The sequence below is a fragment of the Amycolatopsis sp. NPDC049252 genome, assembly GCF_043197175.1.
Classification (GTDB): Bacteria; Actinomycetota; Actinomycetes; order Mycobacteriales; family Pseudonocardiaceae; genus Amycolatopsis.
Genome location: NZ_JBICSQ010000001.1, coordinates 71,590 through 93,620, shown reverse-complemented (window position 1 = coordinate 93,620; position 22,031 = coordinate 71,590). Strand labels below are relative to the sequence as shown.

19 protein-coding genes and 1 riboswitch are annotated in these 22,031 nt (G+C 71.6%); of the genes, 14 read left to right on the top strand and 5 right to left on the bottom strand.

The window, feature by feature from the left end; translation table 11 throughout:
• Window positions 1–64 precede the first annotated feature (64 nt).
• Window positions 65–778: an AraC family transcriptional regulator gene (locus tag ACGFMK_RS00460; RefSeq protein WP_392757527.1), complete on the top strand. Its 714-nt coding sequence runs from the start codon at window positions 65–67 to the stop codon at window positions 776–778.
• Window positions 779–781: 3 nt separating this feature from the next.
• Here the strand turns inward: ACGFMK_RS00460 and ACGFMK_RS00455 are convergent, their stop codons facing one another.
• Window positions 782–2,350, bottom strand: a complete 1,569-nt coding sequence (locus ACGFMK_RS00455; protein ID WP_392755685.1) for a dolichyl-phosphate-mannose--protein mannosyltransferase — start codon at window positions 2,348–2,350, stop codon at window positions 782–784.
• A gap of 79 nt (window positions 2,351–2,429) precedes the next feature.
• Here ACGFMK_RS00455 and rsmI point away from each other — a divergent pair, with 79 nt between their 5' ends.
• The 3 genes from rsmI (at window position 2,430) to ACGFMK_RS00440 (ending at window position 6,117) form a co-directional block, all read left to right on the top strand.
• Window positions 2,430–3,266, top strand: a complete 837-nt coding sequence (rsmI, locus tag ACGFMK_RS00450; RefSeq protein ID WP_392757525.1) for a 16S rRNA (cytidine(1402)-2'-O)-methyltransferase — start codon at window positions 2,430–2,432, stop codon at window positions 3,264–3,266.
• 4 nt (window positions 3,267–3,270) lie between these two features.
• On the top strand, window positions 3,271–3,504 hold the full coding sequence (locus ACGFMK_RS00445) for a hypothetical protein (RefSeq protein WP_392755682.1): 234 nt from the start codon (window positions 3,271–3,273) through the stop codon (window positions 3,502–3,504).
• Window positions 3,505–3,762: 258 nt separating this feature from the next.
• Window positions 3,763–6,117, top strand: a complete 2,355-nt coding sequence (locus tag ACGFMK_RS00440; RefSeq protein ID WP_392755679.1) for a LamG-like jellyroll fold domain-containing protein — start codon at window positions 3,763–3,765, stop codon at window positions 6,115–6,117.
• Here ACGFMK_RS00440 and ACGFMK_RS00435 read toward each other — a convergent pair.
• The gene (locus tag ACGFMK_RS00435) at window positions 6,114–6,653 is read right to left on the bottom strand and encodes a QsdR family transcriptional regulator (protein ID WP_392755676.1); all 540 of its coding nucleotides are present in this window, start codon (window positions 6,651–6,653) and stop codon (window positions 6,114–6,116) included. The genes ACGFMK_RS00440 and ACGFMK_RS00435 overlap by 4 nt on opposite strands.
• A gap of 50 nt (window positions 6,654–6,703) precedes the next feature.
• Between ACGFMK_RS00435 and ACGFMK_RS00430 the strand changes: the two genes are divergently transcribed.
• The gene (locus ACGFMK_RS00430; RefSeq protein ID WP_392755674.1) at window positions 6,704–7,663 is read left to right on the top strand and encodes a zinc-binding alcohol dehydrogenase family protein; all 960 of its coding nucleotides are present in this window, start codon (window positions 6,704–6,706) and stop codon (window positions 7,661–7,663) included.
• On the opposite strand, the gene ACGFMK_RS00425 is transcribed toward ACGFMK_RS00430, so the two are convergent.
• Together ACGFMK_RS00425 and ACGFMK_RS00420 are read right to left on the bottom strand one after the other, a co-directional pair.
• Window positions 7,640–8,902, bottom strand: coding sequence for an aminodeoxychorismate synthase component I (locus tag ACGFMK_RS00425; RefSeq protein WP_392755672.1), 1,263 nt, complete (start codon window positions 8,900–8,902; stop codon window positions 7,640–7,642). The genes ACGFMK_RS00430 and ACGFMK_RS00425 overlap by 24 nt on opposite strands.
• Before the next feature lie 19 nt (window positions 8,903–8,921).
• Complete coding sequence (locus ACGFMK_RS00420; protein ID WP_392755670.1) at window positions 8,922–9,536, bottom strand: glycoside hydrolase family 25 protein; 615 nt, start codon at window positions 9,534–9,536, stop codon at window positions 8,922–8,924.
• Window positions 9,537–9,714: 178 nt separating this feature from the next.
• On the opposite strand from ACGFMK_RS00420, the gene metG reads away from it, so the two are divergent.
• The 5 genes from metG (at window position 9,715) to ACGFMK_RS00395 (ending at window position 16,703) form a co-directional block, all read left to right on the top strand.
• The gene (gene metG / locus ACGFMK_RS00415; RefSeq protein WP_392755667.1) at window positions 9,715–11,508 is read left to right on the top strand and encodes a methionine--tRNA ligase; all 1,794 of its coding nucleotides are present in this window, start codon (window positions 9,715–9,717) and stop codon (window positions 11,506–11,508) included.
• Between the two features lie 12 nt (window positions 11,509–11,520).
• On the top strand, window positions 11,521–12,357 hold the full coding sequence (locus ACGFMK_RS00410; protein WP_392755664.1) for a TatD family hydrolase: 837 nt from the start codon (window positions 11,521–11,523) through the stop codon (window positions 12,355–12,357).
• Between the two features lie 287 nt (window positions 12,358–12,644).
• Window positions 12,645–14,075, top strand: a complete 1,431-nt coding sequence (locus ACGFMK_RS00405) for a transglycosylase family protein (RefSeq protein WP_392755662.1) — start codon at window positions 12,645–12,647, stop codon at window positions 14,073–14,075.
• A gap of 339 nt (window positions 14,076–14,414) precedes the next feature.
• A complete protein-coding gene (rsmA, locus tag ACGFMK_RS00400; RefSeq protein ID WP_392755660.1) occupies window positions 14,415–15,254 on the top strand; it encodes a 16S rRNA (adenine(1518)-N(6)/adenine(1519)-N(6))-dimethyltransferase RsmA in 840 nt (279 codons plus the stop codon).
• A 137-nt stretch (window positions 15,255–15,391) separates the two neighbouring features.
• Window positions 15,392–15,482, top strand: a riboswitch (SAM riboswitch).
• 207 nt (window positions 15,483–15,689) lie between these two features.
• Entirely contained in the window at window positions 15,690–16,703 is a 1,014-nt protein-coding gene (locus tag ACGFMK_RS00395) for a methionine ABC transporter ATP-binding protein (RefSeq protein WP_392755657.1), read from the top strand.
• 63 nt (window positions 16,704–16,766) lie between these two features.
• Here ACGFMK_RS00395 and ACGFMK_RS00390 read toward each other — a convergent pair whose 3' ends face one another.
• Window positions 16,767–18,164, bottom strand: a complete 1,398-nt coding sequence (locus ACGFMK_RS00390) for a DHA2 family efflux MFS transporter permease subunit (protein WP_392755654.1) — start codon at window positions 18,162–18,164, stop codon at window positions 16,767–16,769.
• A gap of 105 nt (window positions 18,165–18,269) precedes the next feature.
• On the opposite strand from ACGFMK_RS00390, the gene ACGFMK_RS00385 reads away from it, so the two are divergent.
• Genes ACGFMK_RS00385 through ACGFMK_RS00370 form a run of 4 tightly spaced genes read left to right on the top strand, consistent with a single transcriptional unit; the run spans window position 18,270 to window position 21,959 of the window.
• Window positions 18,270–18,812 (top strand): TetR/AcrR family transcriptional regulator, encoded by a 543-nt coding sequence (locus ACGFMK_RS00385; RefSeq protein ID WP_392755652.1) that lies wholly within the window; start codon window positions 18,270–18,272, stop codon window positions 18,810–18,812.
• Window positions 18,813–18,821: 9 nt separating this feature from the next.
• Window positions 18,822–19,784 carry a 4-(cytidine 5'-diphospho)-2-C-methyl-D-erythritol kinase gene (locus tag ACGFMK_RS00380; RefSeq protein ID WP_392755650.1) on the top strand — a complete coding sequence of 321 codons (963 nt, stop codon included), beginning with the start codon at window positions 18,822–18,824 and terminating at the stop codon, window positions 19,782–19,784.
• Window positions 19,781–20,188 carry an ASCH domain-containing protein gene (locus tag ACGFMK_RS00375; RefSeq protein WP_392755647.1) on the top strand — a complete coding sequence of 136 codons (408 nt, stop codon included), beginning with the start codon at window positions 19,781–19,783 and terminating at the stop codon, window positions 20,186–20,188. The genes ACGFMK_RS00380 and ACGFMK_RS00375 overlap by 4 nt, the downstream gene beginning before the upstream one ends.
• A 4-nt stretch (window positions 20,189–20,192) precedes the next feature.
• Entirely contained in the window at window positions 20,193–21,959 is a 1,767-nt protein-coding gene (locus tag ACGFMK_RS00370) for an ATP-binding cassette domain-containing protein (protein ID WP_392755645.1), read from the top strand.
• Window positions 21,960–22,031: the final 72 nt, after the last annotated feature.

Below are 22,031 nucleotides of genomic sequence, written 5' to 3'. Positions count from 1 at the left end.
GCACGGTGCTGGCCGGTAGCCGATAGGCTGCCATCCGATGTCGCAAACCGGCCAACCCCGCGCCATGCTGCTCGGCCAGGTGCCGCTGCCCGCGAGCACCTGGTTCCCGTGGCACCGGCACGAGATGCACCAGCTCGTCTGGGCCGCCGGCGGCGTCATCGCGGTCAAGGTGGGTGACGCGGGCTGGGTCCTGCCGCCGACGCGTGCCCTGTGGATGCCCGCCGGCGTCCGGCACCGGACCGGCGCGCTCGGGCGGGCGGCGCTGCGCGGGATCTACGCGCACCCGGACCGCAGCCCGGTGTCCTGGCCCGAGCCGCGACTGGTCGCCGTGCGGCCGCTGCTGCACGAGCTGCTGGAGTACCTGACCGGTGACGGCGTGGCCCCGGACGCCCGGCTGCGCGCCGAAGCCGTGGCCTTCGACCTGCTGGAACCGTTCGACGTCGTGCCGATCGTCGTGCCGTCGCCCGCCGACCCGCGAGCCCGGGACGTCGAGGCCGCGCTGCTGGCCGACCCGGCCGACCCGCGCGGCCTCGCCGAGTTCGGCCGGGCCGTCGGCGCGGCCGAGCGCACGCTGGCGCGGATCTTCGTCCGCGAGTGCCGGATGCCGTTCGGGACGTGGCGCACCCAGGTGCGCCTGCGTGCGGCGTTGCCGTTGCTGGCGCGGGAACTGCCCCTGGAGACGGTCGCGCACCGCGTCGGCTACAGCTCGGCGAGCGCGTTCGTCGCCGCGTTCCGGCGCGCGGTCGGCGTCACGCCGAGGGCGTACTTCGCGGGCTGAGCGCTACCGCCAGGACGGCAGCCAGCGCTCGGCCTCCCAGTGGCCGTTCGTGATCGCGATGCCGTTCAGGATCGGCCACAGCCAGGCGAAGTTCGCCACCACGAGCCCGACGTACAGGCTGACGACGAGCAGACCGGTCCCGTGTCTTTCGAACCCGCGTTTCGCGCTGCCCAGGATCTGGCCCAGGCACAACGTCAACCCGAGCACGAGGAACGCGGCCAGCGGCGTCGCGTAGAAGAAGTACATCTGCCGGTCGATGTTCGTGTACCAGAAGACGTACCCGCCGAGGTAGCCGACCAGCACGGCGGCGTAGCGCCAGTCCGCGCGGAAGATCGAGCGCCACGCCGACCACGCGAGCATCGGGATGGCCAGCCACCACATCGCCGGCGTCCCGATCAGCATCGTCGCGCTGACGCAACGGGACTCGCCGCAGCCGGTCACGTCGCCGTCGTAGCTGTAGAGCATCGGGCGCAGGCCCATCGGCCACGTCCAGGGTTTCGACTCCCACGGGTGCGGGTTGTCCTTGGGCGTGACCAGGGTTTCGTGGAAGTGCAGGACGTTCGCCGAGTAGTCGCCGAGCGAGCGCAGCGACGCCGGGACCCAGCCCCAGACGCCGGGCGCGATGTCCTTGATCTCGGTGTAGTGCCGGTCGGTCGCCGTTTCGCTGGCGAACCACGCCCAGTACGCGCCGAGGTACATCACGAGCGGGATGAGCAGGATCGCCCACAGCGCGGGCGCCACGTCCCGGCGGATCGTGCCCAGCCAGGGCCGCTCGACGCCGGCCGCGCGCCGCGCCGCGACGTCGAAGCCGACGCACAGCAGCCCGAACGCGACGATGTAGTACAGCGCCGACCACTTGACGCCGAAGGTGAGCCCGATCATCAGCCCGGTCGCGAACCGCCACCAGCGGAAGCCGAGCTTGGGCCCCCACACCGACTCGTTGACCCAGCCCTCGCGCACGGCCGTCGCGAGCCGGGTGCGCACCTGGTCGCGGTCGACGAGCAGGCAGGCGAACGCGGCGAGCACGAACAGCGCGATGAAGATGTCGAGCATGCCCATCCGCGACTGCAGGTGCAGGACGCCGTCGCTGATCACGAGGATGCCGGCGATGGCGCCGAGCAGCGTCGAGCGGGTCAGCCGGCGGGCGATGCGGATGGTCAGGAAGATGATGAGCGTGCCGGCCAGCGCGGGCATGATCCGCCAGCCCCAGCCGTTGTAGCCGAACAGCCACTCGCCGATCGCGATCAGCTGCTTCGCCAGCGGCGGGTGGACGACCAGCTCGTAGCCGTAGTTGTCCTCGTAACCGCCGTTGCGCAGCACCTGCCACGCCTGCGGGACGTAGTGCTTCTCGTCGAAGACCGGGCTGCCCTTGTCCGTCGGGCTGCCGAGGTTCTGCAGCCGGACGATGCCGCCGATCACGGTGAGCACGAGGGTCACGACCCAGGCGCGCAGCCGGTCGTCCGGCATGCCGCGGCCGAGCAGGGTCGTCTCGCGGTCGGTCGGCGGCCGGAGCGCCTCGGCCGGGCCCGGCCGGACGCTTTCGTCGTCGGGACGGGTCAGCACGGCGGTCACGGGGCGATCCTACGGGCGGGACAGGGCGTGCGTCGTCCGGATCGGCTGACCAGCCTAGGCTGGCCCGGTGAGCTCATCGGTGACAACCGGCCGCCTGGTCCTGGCCGCTACCCCGCTCGGCGACGTCCGCGACGCCTCGCCGCGCCTGGCCGAGGCACTGGCCGACGCCGACGTCGTGGCCGCTGAGGACACCCGCCGGTTCCGCTCGCTGGCCGCGGCGCTGGAGGTCACCCCACGCGGCCGCGTGGTGAGTTTCTACGAAGACGTCGAGACGGCCCGCCTGCCCAAGTTGCTCGAATCGTTACGCGCGGGCGAGACGGTGGTGCTCGTGACGGACGCCGGTATGCCCAGTGTGTCCGATCCGGGCTTCCGCCTGGTGGCGGCGTGCGTCGAAGCTTCGATCCCGGTGACGTGCCTGCCCGGCCCGTCGGCGGTGACGACGGCGCTCGCCCTGTCCGGTTTGCCGTGCGACCGCTTCTGCTTCGAGGGGTTCGCGCCGCGCAAGCCGGGCGAGCGTTCCAAGTGGTTGTCGACGTTGGTCTCCGAGCCGCGCACGGTGGTGTTCTTCGAGTCCCCGCACCGGCTGGCCTCGTTGCTGGCGGACGCGGTATCGGTGCTGGGCACGGACCGCCGGGCGGCGGTGTGCCGCGAGCTGACGAAGACGTACGAAGAGGTGAAGCGGGGGTCTCTCTCGTCGTTGGCCGCGTGGGCCGAGGAGGGCGTGCGCGGCGAGATCACGGTGGTCCTCTCGGGCGCCGAGCCGCGCTCGGTCTCGGTGGCGGACCTCGTCGCGGAGGTGGCTGATCGCGTGGCCTCGGGCGAGCGGTTGAAGTCCGCCGCGGCGGAGGTCGCGGAGGCCACGGGAGTGTCCAAAAAGGAGCTGTACGACGCGGTCCTGGCGGCGCGGAAGTCCTGAGCCGGTGTCTTCGCCCATTTCGCCTGAGCTGCGTGCCGCGTTGCGCGCACTGGGGAAGGTGCGGGACGAGAAGCCCGGCGGCGGAGACCTCGCCGCCTGGCGGGAGCGGATCGCGGAAGCCCTGGAGGCGCCGGCGCCGTTGGTGATCTTCCCGGAGGACCGCCGCCGTGCGGCGGCGGAGGCCGTCGAAGCCCGAGCTCAGGCGGCAAGGATCCGCGCATCGCGGCCGCCCGGGTGACGTGCTCCGGGCCGGTGAGCACTGCGCCGAACCGCCGCCGTTCACTTCGGGTCAAATGTTCTTTTTGCGGAGCTTGTGGCGGGTGAGATCAAGATTGAGCCGTTCGGCCGCTACCGCCGGAGTCGATCATCGGCGATCGTTCCCCGTGGGCGCGGCCCGGAATGTCCGGCCGCGGAGTGAGGGGTCTTTCGCGTGTCTGCTGTCGTGCGTTATTCCAGGCCGAGATTCAGAACCGGTGTCGCCGTCCTGGTACCGGCCGTGGCGTTGGGGATCATCCCCGCCACGGCCGTCGTGCGTCCGGCCTCGGCCGAGGCGGCGACCCTCGCGGCGGCACCCGGCGCGCCCGCGGTCTCCTCGTCGACCTACCCGGCCGGCGCGTTCGGCGGCGGCCCGGGCGTGCCCGGTGACTTCACGTTCACGCCGGCCGGCACCGGGTCCCCGGTCGGCCACTACGTCTGGCGACTGGACAACGCGGTCTCGCCGAGCTGCGACGGCGTCGAGGCCGGCACGGTGCAGCCGAAGGTGCCGGGCGGTGCCGCCACCGCGGCCATCGCACCCGCCAGTTCGGGCTCGCACGTGCTGAGCGCGTGGGCGTGCGACAGCGCGAAGACACCGTCGGCGCGGACCGACTACTCCTTCTCGGTCAAGGACGCCGCGGCTCCGGTGGCCGCGTGGCAGTTCGAGGGCGACGGCCGCTCGCAGTTCGCCGGCCTGCGCTACGCGGGTGCCGGTTCGGCCCCCTTCGCGCCGGGCAAGCTCGGTCAGGCGGTGCCCGTGAGCGGCCTGCCCGGCGACTACCTGGCGACGAGCGCGCGGGTCCTGGACCTCGGCAAGTCGTTCTCGGTATCGACGTGGGTCAACGCGGCCGACCTGGGTGAGCGGCGGGTGGTGCTGTCCCAGGACGGTGCCCGGACGAGCGGATTCGCCCTGCAGTACCTGGAAACCGGCAAGTGGGCGTTCAGCCTGAGCGGCTCGGACGTCGCGAACCCGGTCGTGCGGTCGGCGGTCTCGACGGCGGCTCCGGCGACGGGCGTCTGGACGCACCTCGCCGGGGTCTACGACGCGGCGGCGCACACGGCGACGCTGTACGTCGACGGCCAGGCCCAGCAGACGGTTCCGGCCACAGCTTCGGGTGGGGCAGGCCCGCTGGTCCTCGGCGGCGGCCTGGCAGCGGGAGCGAGGGCGGACCTGTTCCACGGGTCGATCGACGAGGTGGCGGCCTTCGGACGCGCCTTGTCCGCCGCCGACGTCACCACGCTCTACAGCCAGAACGGCGTCCCGGCGGGACTTTCCGCCACCCGCGAGTACACATTGGACGGTGACACGGCCGACGCCACCGGCGCCGACGGCACGTTGACCGGGGCGAACCTCGCCTACGGTCCGGGCTACTCGGATTCGCCGGGCCGGTCCGCGACCGACGACTCGATCGGCCACGGCCGGGGCCAGGCGCTGGCGGGTACCGGCGCGGCGACGTCGTCCCCGGTGGTGGACACCGCGGGAGGCCTGGCGGTTTCGGCCTGGGTGAAGCTGGACAAGCCCGGCTGCTACACCTTCGCCGCCCAGGGCGGCGCTTCCGGCGACGCGTTCAGCCTCGGTGCCACGTCCGACAGCCTCGAGTTCGGGCTGAGCACCACCGGGGGCCGCTGGCGCTGGGCGAAGACGTCCATCACCCCGCACCTCGGCAAGTGGACCCACCTGACGGGCGTCCACGACGTGCTCGCGGGCAAGGAACGGCTGTACGTCAACGGCACGCTCGCCGCGGAAACGACGATCCCGGCCGGCACCACGTGGCGGTCGACCGGCCCGTTCCGGATCGGTGCCTTCGCCGGCTCGATCGACCAGGTCCAGGTGTGGGACCGCGCGGTGCCGGCCGCCGAGGTGGCCGGCCTCGCCAACACCGCCGTGCTGCGGGCGAACTACCAGCTCGACGGCACCACGACGGACGCCGTCAGCGGCGTCACGGCCACCCCGGGCGGCAGCTTCCAGCTGACGACCGACGACGAGGGCGCGAACGTCGCCCGCTTCCCGTTCGACGGCGCCGCCCAGGTCGAAGGGCCGCGCCCGCAGAACTTCCGCAGCGACCGGAGCTTCACCGCCGAAGCCTGGGTCAAGCACACCTGGACCGCGGCGGACGTCGAACGGGAGAAGCAGCGCGACCCGGCCGACCCCGCGGGCGTGGACAAGGCCGGCCGCACGGCGCTCGGGGCGAACAGCGCGTCGACCTCGCCGTACCTCCTGGGCTACCGCGGCGCGCAGGACGCGAACGGCGCGTGGCAGCCCAGGTGGAGCTGGACGCTGGGGACGACCCAGGTGACGGCGGACGGGGACGCCGAGCCGGGCGTCTGGACCCACCTCGCCGGGACGTACGACGCCGTGACGCACCAGGCGTGCCTGTACGCGACGACGGACGGGTTCCAGTTCAGCCCGGAGTGCGTCGGCAACGTCACCGGCTGGAACGGCGCGAGCGACCTCGAGGACCTCTTCCTCGGGCGTGGCCGCTTCAACGGTCAGGACAGCGGCTACTGGTACGGCGACCTGCGCGGTGTCCGGGTCTACAGCGGTGTGCTCGACCAGCCGCACATCACCGTCGACGCCATCCTCGACCACCCCTAGGTCAGCAAGGCGGTCACCGCGGCGTGCGCCTTCGCGGCATCGGGCGCATCCCCGGTGATCACGTCCGTGTAGACGAACGACTCGCCGATCCGCACCAGGAGGTAGGCCAGATCCGGCACCGGCAGCGGCGGCACCAGCCGCCCTGCCGTGACCTCCCCGGACAGCAGCGACTCCAGCTCTGCCGTCGTCCGCCGCTGGCACACGCTCGCTCGCGTCGTCAAAAGCCGCAGCGCCCGCTCAGGTTCCCGGCGCAGGAAGTCCCGGAACGGCGGTGAGTCGTTCGCGAACCGGACGTACCCGCTCACGAAGTCGGCGACCCCGGCCGCCCCGCGGCCTGCGCACGTAGGCCACAACCGGGCGATCGACGCCGAAGACAGGGACCACAGGATCTCCCCGAGCAGGAGGTCCCGCGACCCCACCCGCCGGTGCAGCGTCGCGCGGCTGATCGACAGCGCCTCGGCCAGTTCGCCCATGTCCACGCGCCGACCGGCCAGGAACCAGTCGCGGGCCAGGTCGAACGCCGCCGAGTGAGACATATGTCAGAATGTCTCACATCGAGCAGTGAACAGCCAGGAGGGACGGCAGCATGCGTGCAGTGCAGGTGACCGAGTTCGGCGGGCCCGAGGTGCTCACGCCGGTCGAACTGCCGGATCCCGTCGCCGGGCCCGGTGAGGTGCTGATCGACGTCGACCGGATCGGGGTCAACTACGCCGACACCCACCAGGCCGAGAACTCCTACCTCGCGCCGTCGAAGCTGCCGCTCGTGCCCGGTGGTGAGGTCGTCGGGCGCACGAGCGAGGGCAAGCGTGTCGTCGCGCTGCTCAACGGCGGTGGCGGGTACGCCGAGAAGGCCGCCGCGCCCGAGGCGACCACCTTCCCGGTGCCCGACGGCATCGACGACCTGACCGCGCTGTCCATGCTGGTCCAGGGCGCGACCGCGTGGGTGCTGCTCCGCAAGAACGCCCACCTCGAGCCGGGCGAGTCCGTCGTCGTGCACGCGGCCGCCGGCGGGGTCGGGACGATCGCCGTGCAGCTCGCCAAGGCGTGGGGCGCGGGCCGCGTCATCGCCACCGCCAGCAACGACGAGAAGCGCGCGCTCGCCATGGAGCTCGGCGCCGACGTCGCGGTCGACTCGCGCGCCGGGGACATGACGGCGACGCTGCTCGAGGCCAACGGCGGCCGCCGGGTTGACGTCGTGCTCGACATGGTCGGCGGCAAGACGACCGACCAGAGCATCGCCGCGCTGGCGGCGTTCGGCCGGCTGGCGTTCTACGGCATGGCCGGGCGCGAATCGCCGAAGCCGGTCGACCTGCGCAACGTCCTCGGCCACAGCACCACGATCAGCGGCATGTGGCTGCCGCACGTCTTCCGCCTGCCGGGCAACGTCTTCGGCACGGCGCTGACCGAGCTGTTCGACCTCGTCCTCGCCGGCAAGCTCAAGGCGATCCCGGGCGGCGAGTACTCGCTGTCCGACGCCCGCGGCGCGCACGAGGCGCTGCGCTCGCGCGGCACGGTCGGCAAGCTACTGCTCGACCCCGCCAAGTAGCGGGCCGGCCAGGAGTGCCTCCAGCGGCGCCGCCTTGTGGAGGCACTCCTGCCACTCCGCCTCCGGGTCCGAATCCGCCGTGATGCCGCCGCCGACGCCCAGGGAAATCGCGCCCGCGGCGATCTCGAACGTGCGGATCGCGACGTTCAGCTCCAGCCCCGCCGCCGGGGAGACCAGCCCGATCGCTCCCGTGTAGACACCGCGGCCGCACGGCTCCAGCGCGGCGATCAGGTCCAGCGCCCGGATCTTGGGCGCGCCCGTCACCGAACCCGGCGGGAACGTCGCGGCCAGCAGCGAAGCGTCGGACACCGAAGGGCCCAGCACTCCCGAAACCGTCGACTCCAGGTGCCACACCCCCGGCGCCGGGCGCACCCGCAGCAGCGACGGCACCGTCACCGAACCCACCTCGCACACCCGGCCGAGGTCGTTGCGCACCAGGTCCGTGATCATCACGTTCTCCGCGACGTCCTTTGCGGACTGACGCAGCAGAACCGCGTTGCCGTCGTCCGCGGGTCCGCGCCGGGGGAGCGTTCCCTTGATCGGCGTCGACCGCACCGAACGGCCGTAGCGGGCCAGGAACAGCTCCGGCGAGAACGAGACCACCGATCCCCAGCCGCCCGCCAGGAAGGCCGCGCGGCGGGGGGCCAAAGTGGACACCCCGGCGGCGAACAGCGCAGCCGGGGACCCCGAGAAAGACCCCGTGAAACGGCTGCAGATGTTCGCCTGGAACAGCTCCCCGGCCTCGATCGCGTGCACGCACGCCTTCACCGCGTCCCGGTGTTCCGAAGGCAGCGGACGCCGGAGCGGTCCCGCCGCCCAGGAGAGCGGCGGAGCGGGCGCGGCCAGCCGGGACTCCATTGTGGACACCGACGGCCCGCCGCCGTCCAGGGACTCCAGGTAGCACTCGCCGGAGGCGGACCACCGCAGCACGTGGTCCGCCCAGCCCCACGCCGACGGCGGCAGCGCACCCGATCGCCGCGACGGGTCCGCCGAGTCGTACGACAGGTACCCGAACCAGCCGCCGCCGAGCACGCCCGCCGGGGCGTCCACCGGCGCGGGCCAGGTCACGGGCCCGGGAGACACCTGAAGCGAGGGCGCGATCACCGCCCGTGACCCGAACCACTCGCCCGACAGCATCGCCGGCGGCGGCAGCCCGCGGGAGCGCGCGAAGGCCGTCAGCACCAGCAGCGCGCGCGACGGCGTCACGTTCGTCCGAAGTGCCCTGCTGGTCACGCGCATGGGCACATTGTCACCGGGCCTACAGCAAAAGGTCGCCCAATGTGAACGGATACACGACGGCGTTCTGCTCGACCGGCCCGGCGATGCCTGGCACGTCCGGCGCGCACGCGTGCTGGTGCACGCCGAGCCGCGAGTGGAACCAGCCGGCCCGGCCCGGGATGCCGTTGTGGCGGATCAGCCACAGCACCACCTCGGAGTCGGCCCAGCGGTCCGGGTGCAGCCGGTGCTGCCAGCAGTCGTGGTCGGCGTAGATCAGCACGCGCTCGATCCGCGCCGCGTGCCGGACGTGCTTGATCCACGCCTTGATGAACCGGTCGTCGACGCTCGGCGCCGCCACCTCGAGCGCCGGCGCCAGCGAGCCGGGCGAGAACGCGCCGAGCCGGCTCGCGGTGCGCACGAAGTGGTCGGCCTGGTCGTGCACCGCGCCGGGCCGCGCGTAATGCCGGCCGCCGACGTGCAGGCCCGCCTCCTGGGCGTCGTGCAGGCTCCGCTCCGCGGCCAGGCTGGTCCAGTTGACGTTCTCGCTGATCGTCACCGAGACGAACCGGGCCTGCGTGCCGCGCACGGCCTGCCAGTCCGTCACGCGCTCGCGGTGGGACAGCGAGATGCCGAGTTCGGCTTCCGGCTCCGTCACAGTCCGCCCCCGGCGCGTTGGATGAGAGCACACCATACGTCGCCGGAGGCCGACCCGCAGTTACACCACACCGGTTGATCAGGCGTTTTCACCTCGGGCGGGCGCCGCCCCCGGTTCCGGTGACGCGTCCGCGTCCCGCCCACCAATGCCTTGGACGGCATCCGTAGGCTAATAAGGTATGAGCACCCCAGTGTTGACTGCGGTGGCCTGGCCCTACGCCAACGGCCCCCGCCACATCGGCCACGTGTCCGGATTCGGCGTCCCGTCCGACGTCTTCTCCCGCTACCAGCGAATGGCCGGCAACCGGGTGCTCATGGTGTCCGGCACGGACGAGCACGGCACGCCGATCACCGTCCAGGCCGACAAGGAAGGCCTCACCTCCCAGCAGACCGCCGACAAGTACACCCGCCAGATCGGCAACGACCTGCAGGGCCTCGGCCTGTCCTACGACCTGTTCACGCGGACCACCACCGGCAACCACGCCGACGTGACGCAGCAGATCTTCCTGGCGCTGCACCGCAACGGCTACGTCGTGCCGAAGACCACGCGCGGCGCGATCAGCCCGTCCACCGGCCGCACGCTGCCCGACCGCTACGTCGAGGGCACCTGCCCGATCTGCGGGTACGACGGCGCGCGCGGCGACCAGTGCGACAACTGCGGCAACCAGCTCGACGCCGCGGAGCTGATCAACCCCAAGTCGCGGATCAACGGCGAGACGCCGAAGTTCGTGGAGACCGAGCACTACTTCCTCGACCTCCCGGCGTTCACCAAGACTCTCGGCGACTGGCTCTCGACCAAGACCGACTGGCGCCCGAACGTCCTCAACTTCACCAAGAACCTGATCGACGACATGCGGCCCCGGCCGATCACCCGCGACCTCGACTGGGGCGTGAAGATCCCGCTCGACGGCTGGCGCGACCAGCCGATGAAGCGGTTCTACGTCTGGTTCGACGCGGTGATCGGGTACTTCTCGGCCAGCGTCGAGTGGGCGCGGCGCTCCGGGAACCCGGACGCGTGGCAGGAGTGGTGGAACAACGCCGACGCGCGGTCCTACTACTTCATGGGCAAGGACAACATCACCTTCCACGCCCAGATCTGGCCGGCGCTGCTGTTCGGCCACAACGGCGAGGGTGACAAGGGCGGCGAGCCCGGGAAGTACGGCAAGCTGCACCTGCCGGACGAGATCGTCTCCAGCGAGTTCCTCACCATGAGTGGCTCGAAGTTCTCGACCTCGCGCGGGCGCGTCATCTACGTCGAGGACTTCCTGCGCGACTTCGGCCCGGACACGCTGCGGTACTTCATCTCGGTCGCCGGCCCGGAGACCCAGGACACCGACTTCACCTGGGACGAGTTCGTCCGCCGGACCAACTTCGAGCTGGCCAACGAGTGGGGCAACCTGGTCAACCGGTCCATCTCGATGGCGCACAAGAACGTCGGCTCGATCCCGCGCCCGGAGGCCCCGGCCCCGGCCGACGAGGAGCTGAAGGCGCTGTCGCGCAAGGCGTTCGACACCGTCGGCGGGCACCTGGCCCGGTCGCGCTTCAAGCAGGCGGCCGGCGAGGCGATGCGCGTCGTCACGGCGGCGAACAAGTACCTGTCGGACCAGGAGCCGTGGAAGCTCAAGGACGATCCGGCCCGCCGGGACAGCGTGCTGCACACGGCGCTGCAGGTCGTCAGCGACGCCAACACGCTGCTGACGCCGTTTCTGCCGCACTCGGCCCAGAAGATCCACGAGGCCCTCGGCGGCACCGGCGTGTGGGCCGCGCAGCCGGAGCTCAAGGAGGTCGAGGACCTCGACATCGCCGGCCGGGTCAACCCGATCCTCACCGGTGACTACGCGTCGGAGCAGGCGAAGTGGGAGTCGAAGCCGATCGAGGTCGGCACCCCGCTCGCCAAGCCGTCGCCGCTGTTCACGAAGCTCGACCCGGAGCTCGGGGAGAACGGCCCCGAGTGGGCCCCGATCACGAAGTAAGAGGTACGCGAGTTGGGTGACGAGAAGCGCGAGCTGCCGCCGGTCCCGGACCGGCTCCCGGTATCGGTGGTGGACGCGCACACCCACCTCGACGCGTGCGGCGCGGTCACCGCGGCCGATGTCACGGCCATGGTCGACCGCGCCGAGCGCGCGGGCGTCGCGCGCGTGGTGACGGTCGCGGACGACCTCGCGTCCGCGCGCTGGGCGGCCGAGGCCGCCACGTGGGACCGGCGGGTGTGGGCCGCGGTCGCGATCCACCCGACCCGGACCAAGGCCTTCGGCGACGCCGAGAAGTCCGAAGTGGAGCGCCTGGCGTCGGCCGAGCGCGTCGTCGCGGTCGGCGAGACCGGCCTCGACTACTACTGGGACTACTCACCGCACGACGCCCAGCAGGAGGCGTTCCGCTGGCACATCGACCTCGCGAAGCGGCTGGGCAAGCCGCTGATGATCCACGACCGCGAGGCCCACGAGGACGTGTTGCGCATTCTGGCCGAAGAGGGTGCGCCGAATGCCGTAATCTTCCATTGTTTTTCCGGGGACGCGGAAATCGCGCGCCGCTGCCTCGACGCGGGGTACGTGCTTTCGTTCGCGGGGACCGTCACGTTCAAGAACGCGAAGGGCCTCCACGAGGCGGCGCGGCTCTGCCCGCCGGACAGTTACCTCGTCGAGACCGACGCGCCGTTTCTGACCCCCCACCCGTTCCGTGGGCGGCCGAACGAGCCGTACGGCGCCGCTTACACCGTCCGTCACCTCGCGGCGCTCAGGGGCGAAGCTGTCCACGAAGTCGCCGAATCGGTCCGGACCACTGCGGAGCGGATCTACCGACTCCCCAGTGTCACAACGGGTTGAACGCATTGCGACAACCGGGTTCCTTGATCGCCCACCTGATGGAGTGACTCAGATCACGACACTCCGGGGGGTGTTTGCGCAACCCGGCGGGACCCGTTACTGTCCCGTGATCGTGCCGGTCGGTACTGCACCATGCAGTTGCCGGCTGTTACGCCCTCAGTCACGTCAGTGCACGTCGGGGAAGCGGAACCGGGTTGGTACGACCGGGACCGTGACGATGGCGCCGGCTGCGGGCCCAGACGTAAAGACGCCGCCCCGAACGGCGTCTTGGGAAAGGGAACGACCCGGTGACAGGTAGCAGACAGGCTGGAGCACGCTCCGCCGCCGTCCTCGACCGCAATTACTTCGAGGACACCGCGTACGGCCAGCTCGACTTTTCTGACGACCCGAACATCACGCAGCAGGACATCCTCGCCGCGCTCGGCCCCGACGCCGACGCGATGATGGCCGAGATCGACGTCGACGTCGACGAGCTGATCCGCCTCATCAACGCGGAGACCACGTACCTGCCGCCGATCGTCATCCCGGACGAGTTCGAGGCGGACCGGACCGCGTCCCCGCAGGCCAAGAAGGCCGCGATGGACGAGAGCATCCGGGCGACCTCCAAGGTCTGGAAGCGCCGCTTCCTCAAGGGCGCCGTCCTCAGCGTCATGATCAGCGTCGCCGGTGGCGGCGCGGCCGCGCTGGCGATGAACAAGAGCGTCACCGTCGACGTCGACGGCCAGCAGACCACCGTGCACTCGTTCGGCGACACCGTCGGCGAAGTGCTGGAGGACGCGGGCCTGTCCGTCGGCGCGCACGACTCGCTCTCCCCGTCCCCGCAGGCCGAGGTCGGCGACGGCGGCGTCATCAAGCTCGAGCGCGGCCGCCAGCTGAAGCTGGTCGTCGACGGCGCGGAGCACACCTCGTGGGTCCGCGCGACGCACCTCGGTGACGCGCTCACCCAGCTCGGCATGAAGCAGGCCGAAGAGGCCGGCACCTGGATGTCGATGCCGAAGGACGGCGAACTGCCGCTCGACGGCGCGACCGTCCAGATCAAGACCCTCAAGCACATCACGCTCTACGACGGCGCGAACGAGCCGAAGCAGGTCACCACGACCGCGGTCACGACGAAGGAGTTCCTGGGCGAGTACAAGCTCACCCTGGGCCCGGAGGACGCGGCCGAGGGCGGCCTGGACGTCAAGCTGACCGACGGCGCCGAGGTCCACATCAGCCGGACCGGCGTGTCGATGGTGAACCAGAAGGAGACCATCGACCCGCCCGAGCAGAAGGTCGACGACCCGGACCTCGACAAGGGCAAGACCCAGGTCGAGGACCCGGGCACGCCGGGCGAGAAGATGGTGACCTACAAGGTCACGCAGAAGAACGGCAAAGAGGTCTCGCGCCAGTCGATGTCGGAGCAGGTGATCACTCCGGCCAAGCCGAAGATCATCCACGTCGGCACCAAGAAGGCCGCGACCCCGGACATCGGCGACGGTTCCGCGTGGGACCGCATCGCGCAGTGCGAGTCGGGCGGCAACTGGGCCATCAACACCGGCAACGGCTACTACGGCGGCCTGCAGTTCGACAAGCAGACCTGGAACGCCTACGGCGGTTCCCAGTACGCCGCGCTGCCGAGCCAGGCTTCGCGTGAAGAGCAGATCGCGATCGCCGAGAAGGTCAAGGCCGGACGCGGCGGCAGCTACAGCGCCTGGCCGGTCTGCGGCAAGAAGGCCTGATTTTTCTTTCTTCCCGAAACGGCCCCCGCCTCCCGGCGGGGGCCGGTTCGCGTGCGGGACGAGGCATCACCCGTGATCCCCGGGGCATCACACGTGTCCCAAGGGCATCACGCGTGTCTGCCGAGTCATCACGGCGATGCCCGCCCAATCACGCGAGATACCCGCCTGATCACGCGAGTTCCGCCTCCAAGCACGTGAGTCACGGGTCTGATCACGTAGGTCGACTGCTCAAACACGCGAGTCGACCCTCTGGGTACGTGAGTCGACTGGCCGGGTGCGTGGTCGATGCCTCCGGGCGGGCGTGCGGGGTTGCCGGACCACGCTGGGTAAGCTCACCCGGTGGTTGAACTGCTGGGACCTGCCGAGATCCGCGGGCTGGCGGCCGAGCTCGACGTGCGGCCGACGAAGAAGCTCGGGCAGAACTTCGTGCACGATCCCAACACCGTCCGGCGGATCGTCGAGCTCGCGCACGTCGGGCCGGACGATGTCGTGCTCGAGGTCGGGCCCGGGCTCGGCTCCCTGACCCTCGGGCTGCTCGCCGCCGGGGCGCGGGTCGTGGCCGTCGAGATCGATCCCAAGCTCGCCGAACGCCTTCCGAAGACCGTCGCCGAGCGCGGGCCGGATGTCGCGGGGCGGCTGGACGTCGTCGAGGCCGACGCCATGCGCGTCGCGAGCGGCGACCTGCCCGTCGAGCCCACTTCGCTCGTGGCCAACCTGCCCTACAACGTCGCCGTGCCGGTGGTGCTGCACCTGCTCGCCGAACTGCCCTCCCTCAGGTCCGGGCTCGTGATGGTCCAGACCGAGGTCGCCGACCGGATGGCCGCGGGCCCGGGCAGCCGGATCTACGGCGTCCCGAGCGTCAAGCTCGCCTGGTACGGCCCGGCACGCAAGGTCGCCGCCGTGCCACGCTCGGTGTTCTGGCCGGTGCCGAACGTCGACTCGGCGCTCGTCGCCTTCGAGCGCGGTGACGCGCCGGCGTCCGAGGACCGGGATCGGCTGTTCGGCCTCGTGGACGCCGCGTTCTCACAACGCAGGAAGACCCTCCGCGCCGCGCTCGCCGGCTGGGCGGGGTCGGCCGAGCGGGCCGGCGAACTGCTGGTCGCCGCCGGTATCGACCCGAAGACCCGCGGCGAGCAGCTGGACGTGCACGCCTTCGCCCGGCTCGCCGCCGTTCGCTGACGCGTCCACACGGGTCGCGTCGCGGCCGCGTGAAAATACGCCCTCCGTGGTGCTGATCCCGCGATTCGGACACCTCCAGTCGTGTGATCTGGCCCAGCAGGCTTGCTTTCGCTCCTCGGGATCGGTTTTACTCAATACGTCCATCCCGAGCGACTGAGAGACCTGGCTCGCCGAAGTCGCAGCAACCACCCTCCGCAGGGCAGGTGCTACCGCCAGGACCGATGGAGGCCGTCCCGATGAAGAGGGTTGCTCGCCCGCTGCTGCTGACCAAACGCCGCGTAGTCGACGAGGGTCGCCGCTCCGTGACCGCATGTCGACGCTCCAACTGAGCTTGATCGACCCGTCACACCTCTTCTTCATGCACCGTCCATAGAGGACGGACACTCGCTTGCGGCCGGACGCGTACAGCAACGCGCCCCGTTTTCTGGAGCCTTCGTGATCACCGTCGAAAACCTGTCCAAGTCCTTTGCCCTCAACGGAAATCCGGTCGTCGCGCTGCGCGACGTGAGCGTCGACGTCCAGGCCGGCTCACTGTTCGGCGTGGTCGGCCCGGCCGGGTCCGGCAAGTCCGTCCTCGCCCGGTGCATCGCGCTCCAGGAGCGGCCCGACCGCGGTGTCGTCCGGCTCGACGGCCTCAACACCGGCACCCTCGACGGCCGGCGGCTGCGCGAGATCCGCCGCCAGCTCGGCGTTGTTGGCACCAAGCCGGAGCTGATCGCCGAGCGGACCATCGCCGGCAACATCGCCTCCCCGCTGGAGCAGCTCGGCGTCGACGGCCCGCAGCGCCGCAGCAAGGTCGGCTCGCTGCTCGACCTCGTCGGCCTGACCCCGCGCGCCGCGCAGCGTCCGGGCGAGCTGACCGCCGGGCAGCTCCGTCGCGTCGCCGTGGCGAAGGCGCTGGCCGCGGCCCCCGCGGTGCTGCTCGCCGACGACCCGACCGCCGGCATCGACCCGGAGGAGGCCGGCGCCGTGCTGACCGTCCTCGACCGGGCGCGCGCCGAGCTGGGCGTCACCATCGTGGTCACGACGCCGGACGCGAGCGTCGTCCGCCGCGTCTGCGACGACGTCGCGGTGCTCGAAGACGGCACCGTCGTCGAGCGCGGCACCGTCCTCGACCTGGTTTCTGACCCGACGAGCCGCACCGCGCAGGCGCTGCTGCCGGCCATCGAGACGACCCGCTCGCAGGCGTCGCGCTACGACCGCTCGGTCGACGTCGTGCTGGTCGGCTTCGCGTCGGTCGGTGCGCTGCTGCCCGAGGCCGCGGGCCGCTTCGACGTCGAGTTCGCCACCATCGGCGGCGGCCTGACCCGGATCGGCGACACCCCGGTGGGCCGGTTCCGCCTGGGTGTCCGCGGCGAGCGGGCCGACGCGGCGCTGGCGTGGGTCGCCGAGCGCGGCGGCCACGTGACGCACACCGCGCGTGGCCCCCAGGGCGTCGCCGCAGCCTGACCCGAAGTGCCGTGAATGGCCCATTGAGGGACTTAGAGTCCCTCAATGGGCCATTCACGGCTTTCAGCGGGTGCCGCGCGGGAGCAGCAGGAGGGCGGCGAGGGCGGCCGTGGCGACCAGGGCCGCCGCCCAGGCCGCAGCCGTCGTGTAACCGTGGACGATCGCCGCCGACGTGGTCAGCCCGGCTGCCGCCGCGGTGGCGATCGTGTTCAGCGTCGCCGTCCCCAGGGACGCGCCGACCTGCTGTGACGTCGTGACGAACGCCGACGCGGCCCCCGCGTCCCGCGCGCCGACGTCCCGGGTCGCGACGTTCAGCACCACCGGCATGCACAGCCCGGCGCCGAGGCCCAGCAGCAGCTGCATCGGCAGGATCACCGCGGCGTACGAGGCGTCCGGCGTCAGCCGGACGGCCAGCAGCAGCCCGCAGGCGAGCACGAGCAGCCCGCCCGCCAGCAGCGGACGCGGGCCGAACCGCGCCAGGAGCCGTCCGGACAGCTGGGCCGACGCGAAGAGGTTCGCGCCCAGCGTCGGCAGGAACGCCAGCGCCGCGGCGAGCGCGCCGTACCCCATCACCACCTGCAGCTGGTAAGTCAGGAACAGGAACATCCCGAACGCGCCGAACGACGCCGTCCCGACGGTCAGGTACGCGACGGCGCGGGCGCGGTCGCGCACCACCGCGAGCGGCAGCAGCGGGTGCGGGTGCCGGGCCTGCCGGACGACGAACGCGCCGAGCAGCGCCACCGCCAACGCGAGAAAACCCAGTACGGTCAACGAGTTCCAGCCGGACGTGGCCGCTTCGGACAGCGCGTGCACGAGTACGACGACCCCGCCGCAGCTGAGTGCCGCACTGGTCCAGTCCAGCTTCGTTTCGCGGTGCCCGGCCGTGGCCGGCACGGCGAACCAGGCGCCCAGCCCGGCGACCACGGCGAGGGGCACGTTAATGTACAGCGACCAGCGCCAGTCGAGGAACTCGGTCAGCGCGCCGCCGAGCGTGAGACCGAGCGCGGAGCCGGACATCATGATCGCGCTGAAGATCCCGTACGCCTTCCCGCGTTCGCGCGGGTCGGTGAAGGTGAGTGTCAGCAGGGACATCGTCGACGGCGCGAGCAGAGCGGCGAACACGCCCTGGGCGGCGCGCGCGGCGATCAGCCAGCCGGCCGACGGCGCCGCGCCGCCGAGCGCGGAGGCCACGGCGAACCCGGCGACGCCGACGAGCAGCGTCGTGCGGCGGCCGAACCGGTCGGCCATCCGCCCGCCGAGCAGGAGCAGGCCACCGAACGCCAGCGTGTACGCGGAGATCGTCCACTGGCGGCCGGTGTCGGACATCCCCAGCGCGCGTTGCGCCGAGGGCAAAGCGATGTTCACGACCGTCGTGTCGAGCACGACCATGAGCTGGGCCAGGCCCAGCGCGGCGAGCGCGAGCCAGCGGCTCGCGGCACGCGCTGGCGCGGTTGTGGTCATGGGGAACCCCCGAGGTAAGCTGTGGATGCATTGCTTGTCGGCCGACAAGCAATGCCGAAGGTAAGTCATTGCTAGTCGGCCGTCAAGTAAGTTGAGAGGTGGGGCATGGCCGGGCGGCGCACCGACACGCGCGAACGGATCCAGCGCGTCGCGCTCGAACTGTTCGCCGAGCAGGGCTACGAGGGCAGCTCGCTGCGGGAGATCGCCGAGCGGCTGAACGTCACGAAAGCCGCGCTGTACTACCACTTCCGCACGAAGGAGGACATCGTTTCGAGCCTCCTCGAGGACTGGGGAACCGCGCTCGACGACCTCCTCGAGCGTGAGACGCGCCCGGCCGAGCTGCTCACCGCGTACGCCGGGCTGGTCGAGACCCGGTTCGGCCCGGTGATGGGCCTGGTCCAGCGCAACACGTCGGCGTTGAAGGCCATCGCGGCCGGCGCGGGCCTGGCCGATCGGATGCTGCGGCTGCACGAACGGCTCCGCGGCGGTTCGGCCGACCCCGAGTCGGACCTGCGGGCCCGGCTCGCCCTGGTCGCCGTCCAGCTCAACAGCGGCGAGGGTGGTCCGGGCACGCCGGCCGACGTCGCGCTCGCCGTCGCACTCGACGTCCTTTCTCCTGACGGGAAGCCGGCCGGTGCGGGCACGTAGGCTGGTCGGGTGCTCGCTGTAGTTCCGCCCCCAGTCACCGTCCGGGTTCCGGCCAAGGTCAACCTGCACCTGGCGGTCGACGACCTGCGTGAAGACGGTTACCACGAACTGGTGACCGTGTTCCAGGCCCTGTCGCTGACCGACGAGGTGACCGTCGCGGTCACCGAGGAGCCGGGCCTGGAGATCTACGGCGAAGGCGAGGGCACGGTCCCGACCGACGCCACCAACCTGGCCTGGCGCGCCGTCGAAGCGCTGGCCGCGCACGTCGGCCGCACCGGAGAGCCGAAGGTGCGCGTGGTGCTGCGCAAGGGCATCCCGGTGGCCGGCGGCATGGCGGGCGGCAGCGCCGACGCGGCGGCGACGCTCGTCGGGCTCGCTTCGCTCTGGAACCTCGAAATCACCCGTGACGAGCTCGCGGAGATCGCCGCCGGCCTGGGCAGCGACGTCCCGTTCGCGCTCTACGGCGGCACGGCGCTGGGCACCGGCCGGGGCGAGCAGCTCGTCCCGGTGCTGTCGCGTCACACGTTCCACTGGGTGCTGGCCTTCGACCAGCGCGGCCTCTCGACGCCGAAGGTGTTCGGCGAGCTGGACCGCCTGCGCGCGGAGGGCAACCCGCCGCGGATCGGCTCGCACACCCCGGTCGTCGAGGCGCTGGCCTCGGGTGACCCGCGTCAGCTGGCGCTGCTGCTGGGCAACGACCTCCAGGCGGCCGCGGTGTCGCTGCGCCCGGGGCTGCGCCGCACCCTGCGCGCGGGGGTCAACGCGGGTGCGCTCGCGGGCACGGTCTCCGGTTCCGGCCCGACGTGCGCGTTCCTCTGCGAAGACGCGCAGACGGCGGTCGAGGTCGCGGCCGAGCTGTCGGGCGCGGGGGTGTGCCGCACGGTCCGCGTGGCGCACGGCCCGGTCCCGGGTGCGCGGGTGGTCGGCGGCGACGACGCGCCGCGCCCGGCCTCGCCGCGGGTGCACGCGTGAAGCGCGCCGAGTTCGCGTTTCCGGGACCGTTGCGGGACAAGCTCGTCGCGGCCATCCTCGACGGCACGAAGACGACGACCTCCGCGCTGCTCGCGGGTTACGAAGCCGACGGCGAGGTGCCACCCGTGGCCGGCGAGCGCGAACTGGTGGTCGACTCCGGCGACCAGGGTGTCGCGATCATCGAGATCCGCGAGGTGCGGATCCTGCCACTGTCCGAAGTGGACCTCGCGCACGCGGTCGGTGAGGGCGAGGGCTTCACCACCGTCGCCGAATGGCGTGCGGACCACACCTCCTTCTGGCACACGGCCGAAGTGCGCGCCGAGCTGAAGGATCCCGAATTCACCGTGGACGACACGACCCCGATCGTGGCGACCCGGTTCACCCTTGTGGAAAGGATCGGCTGAGCGCATGGCCAACCTGGTCAACCTGGAGGCGGTGAGCAAGTCCTACGGGGTGAAGCCGCTGCTGGACGGCGTCTCGCTGGGCGTCGCGGCCGGGCAGCGCATCGGTGTCGTCGGCCTCAACGGTGGCGGCAAGACCACGCTCCTCGAAGTCCTTTCCGGACTCGCCGAGCCGGATTCCGGGCGGGTGAGCCACGTCGGCGGCCTGCGGATGGCCGTGGTCACCCAGCGGACGGAGCTGCCGGACGGCAGCAGCGTCGGCGAGGTCGTGCTCGAACGCTACGGCGCCGAGCACGAATGGGCCGCCGACGCGCGCGTCCGGTCCATTGTGGACGGTCTGGGCATCACCGCGATCGGGCTCGAGACGCCGACCGCCAACCTTTCCGGCGGTGAGCGGCGCCGGGTCTCCTTGGCCGCCGCGCTGACCGGGGAGCTCGACCTCGTCGTGCTCGACGAGCCGACCAACCACCTGGACGTCGAAGGTGTCCAGTGGCTCGCCGACCACCTGCTGACCCGGCGGATCGCGGTCGTGGTCGTCACCCACGACCGGTGGTTCCTCGACACCGTCGCGAGTGTGACCTGGGAGGTCGCCAACGGCCGCGTCGAGAGCTACGAAGGCGGTTACGCCGACTGGATCTTCGCGCGCGCCGAGCGGGCGCGGCTGGCCGCGACGGCCGAGGACAAGCGGCAGAACCTGGCGCGCAAGGAACTCGCGTGGCTGCGCCGCGGGCCGCAGGCGCGCTCGTCCAAGCCGCGCTACCGCATCGACGCCGCCGAGGCGCTGATCGCCGACGTGCCGCCGCCGCGCGACACCGTCGAGCTGATGGCGTTCGCGAAGCGACGGCTCGGCAAGACCGTGCTGGAGCTGGAGGACACGACCTACCAGGTGGGTGACCGGACGCTGCTCGACCACGTCACCTGGCGGGTCGGCCCCGGCGACCGGATCGGCCTGGTCGGCGTCAACGGATCGGGCAAGACGTCGCTGCTCAAGCTGCTCGGCGGCGACGTCGAGGGGTCGACCGGGCGCCGGATCCAGGGCAAGACCGTCGCGCTCGCGCACCTGCGCCAGGAGCTCGACGACCTGCCCGCGGACCTGCGCGTGCTGCAGGCGATCGAGCAGGTCGCCGGGCGCGTGGTGTTCGGCAAGCAGGAGATGACGGCGTCGCAGCTGGGTGAGAAGCTCGGCTTCCCGCAGGCCCGCCAGTGGACGCCGGTCGGCGACCTCTCGGGCGGCGAGCGGCGCCGGCTGCAGCTGTGCCGGCTGCTGATGGCCGAGCCGAACGTGCTGCTCCTCGACGAGCCGACGAACGACCTGGACATCGACACCCTGCAGCAGCTGGAGGACCTGCTCGACGGCTGGCCGGGCACGATGATCGTGGTTTCGCACGACCGGTACCTGGTCGAACGCGTCTGCGACACGATCGTCGCCCTCTTCGGCGACGGCCGCATCACCCACCTGCCGGGCGGCATCGAGGAGTACCTGAAGCGCCGCGCCCTGGCCAAGGAACCGGCGGCCGCGCCGGGCCCGACGGCGGCGAAGACCGAGGCCAAGAAGTCGGCGGCGGACCTGCGCGCGGCCCAGAAGGACCTGGGACGCCTGGAGCGCAAGCTCGACCAGCTGCATGCGAAGGAAGAGAAGCTCCACGCCGCGCTGCTCGAGGCGGCGACGGACCCGGTGAAGCTGATGGAGCTGAACGCCCAGCTGAAGGGCGTCCAGGCCGAGGTCCAGGACGTCGAGGCGCGCTGGCTGGAGACGTCCGAGCTGCTGGAGTGAGGGTGCTCGGGCCGCGCGACTCCCCGGGCAAGACCCTGGCAGGAGAGGTGGCAGGCCGGGGTCTTGACCATG